Below are 11,924 nucleotides of genomic sequence, written 5' to 3' on the forward strand. Positions count from 1 at the left end.
TCATTTCCATTATAATAAAAAAGCTAAATATATTTATTATTCAGTTTACTGAATAATTAGGTTGATGGCTATGGGGCGAAGCCCATTATCCTTCTATATTTGAAGGAGAGCAAGAGTACGGTTCTCCTCCAAGATATGTTTTGAAAAGGCAATAGTGTAATTTACAAATTTTATTTAATGTATTCAAATGCTGTTATTTTTTAAGCGTAAAGCTTTCCTCTACAACATATAATTTAAAGCCAAGAAGTTCAGCTATCTTTTTTAAAGCTATGTTATCTTTAGAAAATTTAAATTGGAGTATTTTATTTTGAGAAAGTCCATTAAAGCAAAGTGATTTTAAAAGAAGTTTTCCAATACCCATTTTTCTATATTCTGGTAGAGTAATAAGTTTTATATCTGCAATAGTATTCTTTAAATACAATAGGCTTGCTACTGCAACTAAATCATTATTGTAAAAACATCCTAAAATTAAAGGGGCAGATAATCCAATTTGGACTGCTTGAAAATCTTCTTTAGAACAATTATGTTTGAAATTTTCAAACAATTTCTCGTCTGAAAAAGTAAGGGGTCTTATCAGATATCTAGAATCAAATATATCATGTATTAAACTACTATCAGAAAGATAATAAATATAGTTAATATCAACATTGGATACATTATCTCCATATCCTTTTACAAAGCAGTTTATATCAACAGTTTTGTAAGAATAATGATCTTCTATGAATTTACTTATTTCATCATGAAGAAAAGGATCGACTTTTAAAAATGACCTTTGATTTATATTATATATAAAAATTTTATTTGATTTGCTTAATTTATTATCTGGAGTTATTTGAGATGCATAGGTTTTATCATGAGTGTTATAATCCAAAATATCCTGCCAGTAATAATTTATTTTTTTTAGCTGACGATCTGGAATTATGTTTATCATAAATTACCACCACCTTATAATTCAATATGATAGCACAATAGAATGAAATTAACAATAAATTTGAAAAAGTTGGAAAAGCCATTTGGAAATAAATTTTAAGCTTCAGGGCGGTTTATGTTTAATAACAGCAATTACTATATGAAAACGGTTGACACATATTTTTAAAGCATATATAATAAATTAAAGTAAAGGTTTTCAATAGAAATTTATTAAATCATGATTAATTAAAGGATGTGGTAAATGTGCAGATTTATGGAGAATGTCAAAGGGAAAATTACATTTTAAGAGCAATGATACATAAACCAGAGGGAATAAGCAGTAAAGTTCCTGCGGTAATAATGTTCCATGGATTTACAGGAAATAGGATGGAGGGCGGGATTTTTACAGAAATATCAAAAGAACTAGAGGAAAATGGAATAGCAAGCGTTAGATTTGACTTCGCTGGTAGTGGAGAAAGTGATGGAAAATTTGAAGATATGTGTTTGCAATCTGAAATTGAAGATGGTAAGACAATATTAGATTTTGTAAAAAGTTTAGATTTTATTGATTCACGTAGAATTGGTTTGCTTGGTTACAGTCTGGGGGGATTAATAGCTAGTCTTTTAGCTCCGCAAAGACAGTCAGATATTAAAGCAATGTGTCTATGTTCACCAGGATTCTCTCTTTATGATGACATTGTAAACAAGAAAGCTATAATAGAAATTAGTTTAGAGGATATAGACAAGTATGGATATATGGATATTAGGGGAAATAAAGTGGGTAGAGGATTTATTGATGATATTAGAAATCTTAATATTTCTGATAGCATATCTACTTATAAAAATAACGTACTTATTATTCACGGTAAAAGTGATACAATAGTGCCGTATGAATACTCAATAAAATATGCACAGGATTACGAAAAGGTTAAAGTGCATATTATAGAAAATGCATCTCATGGTTATGAGACAATTGGACAAAGAGAAGAACTGCGAAATGTAATTAAGTTGTTTTTTCAACAACAATTGTCATGTGAATAAAGATAAATCAATTTTTCCATATGTATAATTGCACATATGGAAACGGATAATATTTATAAAAATTTATATGAAAACGGTTGACACATTAAATACAATCGTATATAATAAAATCATCAAGTAAATGTTTACATAAAATTGATTAAAATATTGTGGGGGGAAAAAACATGAAGTGTAAAAAAATATTATCGTTATTAGCTGCAGTTACAATTACAGGTGGTCTATTAGCAGGTTGTGGTAGTAGTAGCAGTAGTAGTGGTTCAGGTTCGTCAAAGAAAGTTAAAATAAGTATTATGAACTCAAAAGGAGAAATTCAATCACAATTAGAAGAAGCTGTAAAAACTTTTTCAAAAGCTAACCCTAATATAACAATAGATGTTGTTGCATGTTCAGCTGGTCAGTCACCATTTGAAAAATTGAGTACAATGTATTCTTCACAAAATGCACCAGCGTTAGCAATAGTTGATCCAGGAGATGTTATAAAATTTAAAGATAAATTTGCAGATTTATCTAATGAAAAATGGGTCAAAGATGCACAAGAGGGAAGTCTTGATACTGTTAAGCTTGATGGAAAGGTAATGGGATTTCCACTTACAGTAGAAGGTGACGGCATTATATATAACAAGAAGGTGCTTGATAAAGCAGGAGTAGATCCAACAAAGATAAAAACAACTAATGATTTAGAAGATGCATTTAAGAAAGTACAAGCTACAGGAGTATCAGCAGTTGCTGTTTCACCAATGGATTGGTCACTTGGTTCGCATTTCTTTGGAACAGCATATGCAACACAATCTAAAGACTCCAAGGAAAATGCTAAATTCTTAGATGATTTAAAAGCAGGAAAAGTTAATTTAACTCAAAACAAACAATTTACCGGATTATTAGGCACTCTTGATGTATTGAAAAAATACAACATAGATAAGTCAGATGCATTAGCAGCTACTTATGAAAAAGATCAACAATATATTGGAGAAGGTAAGGTTGGTTTCTGGTTCATGGGAAACTGGGCTTGGCCACAAGTTAAACAATTCTCAGGTGACAATAAAGATTTTGGATTCATACCAGTTCCTATAAGTAACAATGCTGATGATTATGGTAACAGCGGAATTGCAGTAGGTGTTACAAAATATATAGGCGTAGACAAAGTAAACAATAATGCAGATCAACAAGCAGCAGCTAAGAAATTTTTAAATTGGTTAGTATACAATAAAGATGGCGAAGATATTTTAGTAAAGAAAGCTAGCGTAATTACTGCATTTAAAAATATAACAGAAGCACCTGATGATCCTTTGTCAAAATCAATTAAAGAGCATATGACTAGCAAAAACACAATAGAATTCATGACAGTTTTACCTTCTGATCATGGAACAAAAGTTGGAGCAGCTATGCAGAAGTATCTTGCTAATAAAACTGACAAAGCAGCCTTAGCTAATGAAATTCAGGAATATTGGAAAACTGTAAAATAAGTTGTAAAAAATAGAGGATAAGCATTACTAAGCTTACTTCGGTAGAAACATTACCAAAATGAAAAGGGCTTTATGCCCTTTCCATTTTTTTAGGGTAAATCTCTCAAAGCCCCAATTTAAATAAAACTATATATTCAAAATAATTAAAATCACCTATAAATCTTATAAAGGAAAGGATGGTAAATGTGAATCAAGAAAAAAGTTTTTTAGGAAAGTTAAAAACGTATTTAGTATTTGCAGGACCAACTACATTCATATTTTTTACCGTAATCATACTACCATTTATATTTGGTATATACTTAACCTTTACTGACTGGAATGGTATTTCTTCTACTCATTCAATGGTTGGAGCTAAAAACTATTTAGAAGTTTTTAAAGATAAGGTTTTTTGGACATCGTTTTTATTAACATTAAAATATGTATTTTTTACTGTAATACTTACTAATGCAATTGGTTTTTTATTGGCTTATATTTTAACAAGTGGAGTAAAGGGACAAAATATATTTAGAAGCGGTTTCTTTACACCTAATCTTATTGGAGGAATTTTGCTTGGTTATGTATGGCAGTTTATTTTCTCTAATGTACTTGTTTATATAGGAAAAACTGCTCACCTTGCTATATTTTCATCTTCATGGCTTGCTGATCCTAAAAAAGCATTTTGGACATTAGTAATAGTTGGAATATGGCAATATTCCGGATATATGATGATTATTTATATAGCAGGTTTTATGGGAGTTCCAAAGGATATATTGGAAGCCGCAGATATAGATGGAGCAACTAGCTTTAGAAAAATGAGAAGTATAGTACTTCCAATGATGATTCCATCCTTTACTATATGTGTATTCTTATCTCTTCAAAGATGTTTCATGATATATGATGTAAACTTGTCACTTACAAAGGGAGGACCTTATGGTGCAACTCAAATGGTAGCTATGACAGTTTACCAAAAGGCATTCTTATCTCAACAATACGGCGTAGGGCAAGCTCAGGCATTCTTCTTATTCTTAATGGTTGCAGTTATAACAGTAGCTCAGGTTTACTTCAGTAAAAAAATGGAGGTGGAAAGCTAATGAAGAAGCAGAAACTTATAGCAAATATTATAAAAACAATTATTCTTGCGGTTTTATTATTTGCTTATTTAGTTCCATTTTTATTTGTACTATTCAATTCATTAAAAAGCAATGCGGAGATTTTGATTAATCCATTGAAATTAGGAAAGAAAATAAGTTTTGCAAACTATGTAAGTGCATTTGAAAAAATGGATTATATGCATGGATTTGTGAACTCATTAATAGTAACTTCTGTTAGTGTTGTACTTATAGTTGTTCTATCATCTATGACAGCATATATACTTGCAAGAAGAAATTGGAAATTCAACAATGCTATTTTTCTAATGATGGTTGCATCTATGATAATACCGTTTCAGGGAATAATGATACCTCTTGTTAAGATATATGGTTCTATTAACATGCTAAATAGTAAATGGGGTCTCATATATATGTATCTTGGATTTGGAGTAGCTCTTGCCGTATTTATGTATCATGGATTTATAAAAAGTATACCTAAAGAGCTCGAGGAAGCAGCTATGATAGATGGATGCTCACAGCTTCAAACATTTTGGAAAATAGTATTTCCATTACTTAAACCAACCACAATGACAATATTAATACTTGATATATTATGGATATGGAATGACTTCTTATTACCTTCTCTAGTACTTATGGTTCCAGATCAGAGAACATTACCACTTTCAACTTATTACTTCTATGGAACTTATACAGTTGATTATGGTTTGTCAATGGCAGGACTTATGCTCACTATTATCCCCGTAATAGTAGTTTACTTATTCTTGCAAAAACACATTATAAATGGAGTACTTCAAGGATCCATAAAATAACGCTGGAGGTGATAATGTGGCAAAAGTTTGGTGGAAAGAAAGTGTAGTTTATGAGATATATCCAAGAAGCTTTAAAGATACAAATGGAGATGGCATAGGAGATTTAAAAGGCATAACAGAAAAATTGGATTATATTAAGCTATTGGGAGCTAACGTAATATGGCTTTGCCCTATATATAAATCACCTAATGATGATAATGGATATGACATAAGTGATTATAGAGATGTAATGGATGAATTTGGGACTATGGAGGATTTTGATAAATTGCTTAAAGAAGCCCATAAAAGAGATATCAAAATCCTTATGGATCTAGTGGTTAACCATACTTCAGATGAGCATAAATGGTTTATTGAGAGTAGAAAATCTAAAGATAATAAATATAGAGATTACTATATATGGAAAGATCCTAGGGATGGAAAAGCACCAAATAATTGGGGAGGGGCTTTTGCTGGTTCTGCATGGGAATATGATGAAAATACTGATATGTATTTTTTACATTGTTTTTCAAAGAAGCAACCAGATTTAAATTGGGAAAACCCAGAAGTTAGAAAAGAAGTTCAAGAGCTTGTGAAGTTCTGGCTTGATAAAGGTATTGATGGATTTAGGATGGATGTTATAAATATGATTTCTAAAGATCAGGCCTTTCCAGATGGAGTAAAAGCAGAGGAAAGCCTCTATGGAGATAAAGATCCTATAATAATGAATGGACCAAGGGTTCATGAATACCTTAAAGAGTTAAATGCAAAAGTTTTGAGCAAGTATGACATAATGACTGTTGGAGAAACACCCCTTGTAACCCCTGAAATTGCTATGAAGTATGTTGGAGAAGATAGAAAAGAATTAAATATGGTATTTGAATTTGAACATATGGATATTGATAGGGATGAATCAAAAGCTACAAAAGAACCATTTGATTTAATAAAGCTAAAGAAAGTACTTACAAAGTGGCAAAAAGGCCTTGAAAATGGTGGATGGAACAGTCTTTACTGGAATAATCACGATCAAGCAAGAGTTGTATCGAGGTTTGGAAATGACAAAGAGTACTGGGAAAAATCAGCGAAAATGCTAGGCACATGTCTTCATATGCAGCAGGGAACCCCTTATATATATCAAGGTGAAGAAATAGGAATGACTAATGTTCATTTTGAAACTATAGAAGGTTATAGAGATATAAGTGCTATAAATCGTTATAGAGAAGAAGTTGAAGTAAAAGGTAGAGATAAAGATAACTTTATGAATTATCTTCATGAGCTTTCAAGAGATAATGCACGTACTCCAATGCAATGGAGCAGTGGCGAAAATGCAGGGTTTACAAATTCAGAAGCTACGCCATGGATAAAATTAAATCCTAGATATAAAAAAATAAATGTTGAAAGCCAAATAAATGACCCAAACTCTATATTTAATTATTATAGAAAATTAATAAAAATAAGAAGAGAAAATGAAATAGTTGTATATGGTAGATATGACTTGATTTTAGAAGACGATAAAGAAATATATGCATATACAAGAACATTAAATGATAAAAAATTGCTCGTTATATGTAACTTTACTAAAAGCGAACCAATATTCTGCCTGCCAGAAAATATCAGATACTCTTCTTTTGAAAAGGTAATTGGCAATTATGATGAAGATGATAGCACAATAGAAAAAATAAAATTAAAACCATATGAAAGTAGAGTTTATATGCTTCAACAATAAATGGTAAAGTGGTGGAAGAAATGTTTAAATTTGAAGATAATATAATGTTTAAAGAAAAAGAAAATGATGTTCTTACTGTAGGGGAACTTTTGATTGATATGATATCAGCAGAATATGGAGAGGAATTTCAATCTGATAGTTATAATAAGTTTTTTGGAGGATCACCTGCCAATATAGCAATGAATGTAAAGAAATTAGGAATAAATTCATGTGTTGTCTCAGCAGTTGGAAAGGATAATCTGGGAAAGTTTTTGATAAAAAAGCTTGAAAATGCAGATATTAGCACTGATTATGTTGATATGGTGGATTATTCAACAAGTTTAGTTTTAGTAACTAAAAGTAAGGCTACTCCTATACCAATATTTTATAGGGGAGCAGATTATCATTTGCATTTTAGTTGTAAAATAGCTGAGATTGTAAGGAAATCAAAAATTGTACATTTTTCCTGCTGGCCTATTTCAAGAAAACATTCTAGAGAAACTATACTTAGAATTATTGAAGAGTGTAGAAAGAATGATATTATTATTGGGTTTGATCCTAATTATCACAAAATGATTTGGGACAAGAATGAAGATGGAACGGAATATGTAAAAGACATAATTTCAAAAGTTGATATTATAAAACCGTCAGAGGATGATGCAGAAAGAATATTTGGAAGCGATACGCCTGAAAATCAAGTGAATAAATTTCTTGAGCTTGGTGCAAAGTTTGTAGTAATGACACTTGGCGAAGATGGAGCAATAGCTTCAAATGGAAATGAAACTGTAAGATTTAATACATTAGCAACTGAAGTGGTTGATACTACAGGAGCAGGGGATGCATTTTGGTCTGGGTTTTATACAGCTATAATAAAAGGCTATAATATTAAAAAAGCATTAGAGCTTGGATTTGCGGTAAGTGCCTATAAACTCAAATACACTGGAGCTGTGGTAGAATTTCCAACGATTGAAAAGGTAAAAGATATGTATAATTTATAGTAAAATACCCCAAAATTATTTAAATGATAGATTTATAAGTAAAGAGAAATTAGTATAGGTTTAAAAATGTGTTTTGTAAAAAGGTAAAGACAAATATTTTTTTACAATATGCATAATATACTTATACTAGTTTCTCTATAGTTTTATATAGATAATTTTTGTTCATATAATCCTAGAAAAAATGCTGTATAGAACTATTTCACATAAATGTAATTTTAATAGACAAGTTTGTTTCAATATTATATAATTAAGTGTATTTTAACTTATATTTAGGGAGTGTTTTTATGGCAACGATTAAGGATGTGGCTCAGCTAGCAGGCGTAGCAGTCACAACGGTTTCAAGAGTACTTAACAATAAAGGGTACATAAGTGAGGAAACAAGAAAAAAAGTTAATGATGCTATGGAGAATCTTAACTATCAGCCTAATGAGGTAGCAAGATCCTTGTATAGAAAAAAATCCAATATTATAGGACTTATAATTCCAGATGTATCGCACCCGTTTTTTGCTAAACTTACTAATTATATTGAATACTATGCATATGAGAATGGATATAAGATATTACTATGCAATTCATATAAGGATAAGATTAAGGAGAAAGACTATATAAATATGCTTAAAAGAAATCAAGTTGATGGAATAATAATGGGGAGCCATACACTTGAAACATCGGAATATTCAAAACAGAAGTTGCCTATAATTACTTTTGATAGAAATCTTTCTGGCAATATACCATTTATAACATCGGATAACTACAAAGGTGGGTCTTTAGCTACAAAGCTTTTAATTAAGAAAGGCTGTAAAAAGCTTGCACATATAAGTGGTACACTTGAACTTAACACTCCAGCCAATAAAAGATATAATGCATTTATAGATATTGTGAAAGAAGAAAAAGTAGATTTTGTAGTAAAACAAACCAAACTGGATACTTTTGAAAATTATATAAAACTGGTACGCAATATATTTGAAGAACATCCTGATATAGATGGCATATTTGCTAGTAGTGATATGATAGCAGCATCTGTTATACAGGTGGCTAATTCTATTGGTAAAGAAATAACAAAGGATTTAAAGATAGTAGGCTATGATGACATTGATATTGCGTCTTTAATAGTTCCACAGATAACCACTATTAGGCAGCCACTTGAAGAAATGGGTAAAATGGCTGTAAAGCTTCTTATAGATCAAATTAATGGCAAAGATGTTAAAACAGAAAATATTTTACCTATAAAATTAATAGAGCGTAAGACTACATAAAAGTTGGAGAAGAGGAGAAAATATGTTTAAGAGTGTTACAAATATAAAAGTTAGATATGCTGAAACAGATAAAATGGGAATAGTTTATCATTCTAATTATTATATATATTTTGAGGTTGCAAGAGAAGATTTTATTAAAGAAGCAGGAATTATGTATAAGGATTTGGAAGATATGGGCATAATAATGCCTATAGTAGAAACTAGGTGTAAATATCATGAGGGAGCAAAATATGCAGATGAGCTTATTATTGAAACTTCATTAAAAGAAATTTCTCCTGTTAAAGTTGTATTAAAGTACGATGTCATAAGAAAAAATGATAATAAGGCAATTGCAGAAGGAGAAACAACACAAACTTTTGTAGATAAAGATAGCTTTAGGATAGTCAATTTAAAAAAAAGATATACCGAAATATGGAATAAAATGTGTGCTTTAAAGTAGATAAATTATTAAAATCACATTGAAATTGATAAATTAATAAGAAAATCTCTTTTTTAGTAGACAAATTATCATTTGTAAAGGATATTATTTTAATGTATTATTAAAATGTTAAAATTTTATAAATTATAATTGATATTATAATTAAAAGGATTATAATAGTCTACATATACATATTAGATTAACACTGTTTGGTTGTGTTTCTAAGGAGGATAAAAATGTTAAAAAAGTTTCTTGATATACTTATAGGTGAACCGTTGGCAAACGAGCAAAGCGCTAGTGAAAAATACAATGTGCCTTTCGGACTTGCTGTAATGGCCAGTGATGCAGTTTCGTCTGTTGCTTATGCTGCACAGGAAATCTTGCTTGTTTTATTACCTGTAATAGGAGTGCTTTCCTACAAGTGGCTAGGTACTGTATCTTTTATGATAATAGGATTGCTTATTATACTTGGAATTTCTTACATTCAGATAATAAAAGCCTATCCACATGGTGGTGGTGCATATATAGTTGCAAAAGAAAACCTTGGAGTTACTCCAGGTCTTATAGCGGGAGCAGCTCTTCTTTTAGATTATATATTAACAGTTGCAGTTAGTGCTAGTGCAGGCGTAGCAGCTATTACATCAGCCTTTCCATCGCTTCATGATGAAAAAGTTATTATTACGGTAGGTCTTATAATTGTTTTAACTATTCTTAATTTAAGAGGAGTTGGAGAATCTTCAAAGATATTTAGTATACCAACATACTTATTTATATTTAGTATGCTTTTCATGATTGTATATGGACTTATTAGATATTCTATGTATGGAGTAACAACACAGCCTATGCTTCATGAAGTTGTTAAATCGAGTGGACAGATTGGACTATTTTTAATTTTAAGAGCATTTTCATCAGGATGTTCTGCATTAACAGGAATAGAAGCTGTAAGTAATTCTGTACCTAACTTTAAAGCGCCAAGTCAAAAAAATGCTATTAAAGTAATGCTCCTTCTTATTTGTACTATATTTTTAATATTTGGTGGTACATCTATTCTTGCTAGATTTTATCATGCTGTATATTTTAAAGACACTAAAGTAACTGTATTAGCACAAATTGCTTATAGTGTATTTGGTGGATATACTTTTATGTTTTATGTAATACAGGTTACTACTGCGATTATACTTATAATGGCATGTAATACTGCATTTACAGGATTCCCAATGCTTATGTCTGTAATTGCAAGAGATGGCTATATGCCAAGAAGTTTTGCTACAAGAGGAAAAAGGCTTAGTTATTCAAATGGAATTGTATTTTTAACTTTTATAGCTTGTATTTTAACATTAATTTTTAAAGCAAATACAGACCTTCTAATAAATCTATATTCTGTTGGAGTTTTCTTGTCATTTGTATTAGCACAGACAGGTATGGTTATACATTGGCATAGAAGCACTGAACCCGGAAAAATAAAAGGTAAAATTATCAATGGTTTAGGAGCAATAATAACACTTGTAACAACAATAGTTATAATGTCTGTGAAATTTGAAGAGGGTGCATGGGTTGTAATACTACTCATTCCTATACTTGCATATATGATGATGAGAATTAAGAAGCATTACAATAAAGTAGCTGATGGCCTTAGAACAAGCGAAGATGAACTTAAAAACTTTGAAATAAATGATCACTTTAATCACATTATAGTAGTTCCTATTTCAAGCTTAAACAAGGCAACTTTGGGGGCACTTAAATATGCTAGGAGTATAACACCAGATGTAATAGCACTTAGTGTATCTTCGGATAAGGCATATATGAAAAAGCTTCAAGGAAGATGGAAAGAACTTAATACAGATATACTTTTAGTATGTAAGTATTCTCCATATAGAGCTGTTATTAATCCGCTTATAGAGTATATAGGCATAATAGCTAAAGCTGCAGATAAGAACGAAAAAGTAACGGTAGTATTACCTCAGTTTATGACTAGTGGCTGGGGCGGACAATTTTTGCATAACCACACAGGATTGATACTTAGAGAAGCACTTCTTAAGTATGATAATACAGTTATTTCTATGTATCCATATCATTTGAAGGTGTAAGGTAAGTGAAGTAATAGTACTTTGGAATATTAAAAAGAATCCATAAATATAAGGTAAAAAAATCATAAAATACTAAGATATTTCAATAACTCGCTATTGCTCGTGCGTCCAGCTAAGCTGGACTATACTAACTGGTGAAAGTCCAGTCAAGGTAATTGCCAAGAAGTCTTGTAA

General features: G+C 30.6%; 10 protein-coding genes. 9 read left to right on the plus strand and 1 reads right to left on the minus strand.

What is annotated here, in order from left to right; all coding sequences use genetic code 11:
• Positions 1–193 precede the first annotated feature (193 nt).
• A complete protein-coding gene (locus tag LQK79_RS20145) occupies positions 194–931 on the minus strand; it encodes a GNAT family N-acetyltransferase (protein WP_053240837.1) in 738 nt (245 codons plus the stop codon).
• A 242-nt stretch (positions 932–1,173) separates the two neighbouring features.
• Here LQK79_RS20145 and LQK79_RS20150 point away from each other — a divergent pair, with 242 nt between their 5' ends.
• The 9 genes from LQK79_RS20150 (at position 1,174) to LQK79_RS20190 (ending at position 11,750) form a co-directional block, all read left to right on the plus strand.
• The gene (locus tag LQK79_RS20150; RefSeq protein WP_231017670.1) at positions 1,174–1,950 is read left to right on the plus strand and encodes an alpha/beta hydrolase; all 777 of its coding nucleotides are present in this window, start codon (positions 1,174–1,176) and stop codon (positions 1,948–1,950) included.
• Between the two features lie 164 nt (positions 1,951–2,114).
• Entirely contained in the window at positions 2,115–3,413 is a 1,299-nt protein-coding gene (locus LQK79_RS20155; protein WP_231017671.1) for an ABC transporter substrate-binding protein, read from the plus strand.
• Between the two features lie 176 nt (positions 3,414–3,589).
• Entirely contained in the window at positions 3,590–4,483 is an 894-nt protein-coding gene (locus LQK79_RS20160; protein ID WP_198149895.1) for a carbohydrate ABC transporter permease, read from the plus strand.
• Complete coding sequence (locus LQK79_RS20165; protein ID WP_053240841.1) at positions 4,483–5,310, plus strand: carbohydrate ABC transporter permease; 828 nt, start codon at positions 4,483–4,485, stop codon at positions 5,308–5,310. Before LQK79_RS20160 ends, LQK79_RS20165 begins: the two co-directional genes overlap by 1 nt.
• Positions 5,311–5,326: 16 nt before the next feature.
• A complete protein-coding gene (locus LQK79_RS20170; RefSeq protein ID WP_231017673.1) occupies positions 5,327–7,012 on the plus strand; it encodes a glycoside hydrolase family 13 protein in 1,686 nt (561 codons plus the stop codon).
• Between the two features lie 20 nt (positions 7,013–7,032).
• Positions 7,033–7,989 (plus strand): carbohydrate kinase family protein, encoded by a 957-nt coding sequence (locus LQK79_RS20175; protein ID WP_231017675.1) that lies wholly within the window; start codon positions 7,033–7,035, stop codon positions 7,987–7,989.
• Positions 7,990–8,273: 284 nt separating this feature from the next.
• Positions 8,274–9,245, plus strand: a complete 972-nt coding sequence (locus LQK79_RS20180; protein ID WP_053240843.1) for a LacI family DNA-binding transcriptional regulator — start codon at positions 8,274–8,276, stop codon at positions 9,243–9,245.
• Between the two features lie 22 nt (positions 9,246–9,267).
• Positions 9,268–9,684, plus strand: a complete 417-nt coding sequence (locus LQK79_RS20185) for an acyl-CoA thioesterase (protein WP_053240844.1) — start codon at positions 9,268–9,270, stop codon at positions 9,682–9,684.
• A 215-nt stretch (positions 9,685–9,899) separates the two neighbouring features.
• Positions 9,900–11,750: an APC family permease gene (locus LQK79_RS20190; RefSeq protein WP_231017677.1), complete on the plus strand. Its 1,851-nt coding sequence runs from the start codon at positions 9,900–9,902 to the stop codon at positions 11,748–11,750.
• The last annotated feature ends 174 nt before the right edge of the window (positions 11,751–11,924 follow it).

Origin of the sequence: Clostridium guangxiense (assembly GCF_021043395.1) — a bacterium.
In the GTDB taxonomy this organism is placed as follows: Bacteria; Bacillota; Clostridia; order Clostridiales; family Clostridiaceae; genus Clostridium_S; species Clostridium_S guangxiense.

Bases quoted from the DNA above. Each gene is read 5' to 3' on its own strand.
- LQK79_RS20145 (WP_053240837.1), bottom strand. From the start codon at position 931: ATGATAAACATAATTCCAGATCGTCAGCTAAAAAAAATAAATTATTAC.
- LQK79_RS20155 (WP_231017671.1), top strand. From the start codon at position 2,115: ATGAAGTGTAAAAAAATATTATCGTTATTAGCTGCAGTTACAATTACA.
- LQK79_RS20160 (WP_198149895.1), top strand. From the start codon at position 3,590: ATGGTAAATGTGAATCAAGAAAAAAGTTTTTTAGGAAAGTTAAAAACG.
- LQK79_RS20165 (WP_053240841.1), top strand. From the start codon at position 4,483: ATGAAGAAGCAGAAACTTATAGCAAATATTATAAAAACAATTATTCTT.
- LQK79_RS20175 (WP_231017675.1), top strand. From the start codon at position 7,033: ATGTTTAAATTTGAAGATAATATAATGTTTAAAGAAAAAGAAAATGAT.
- LQK79_RS20180 (WP_053240843.1), top strand. From the start codon at position 8,274: ATGGCAACGATTAAGGATGTGGCTCAGCTAGCAGGCGTAGCAGTCACA.
- LQK79_RS20185 (WP_053240844.1), top strand. From the start codon at position 9,268: ATGTTTAAGAGTGTTACAAATATAAAAGTTAGATATGCTGAAACAGAT.
- LQK79_RS20190 (WP_231017677.1), top strand. From the start codon at position 9,900: ATGTTAAAAAAGTTTCTTGATATACTTATAGGTGAACCGTTGGCAAAC.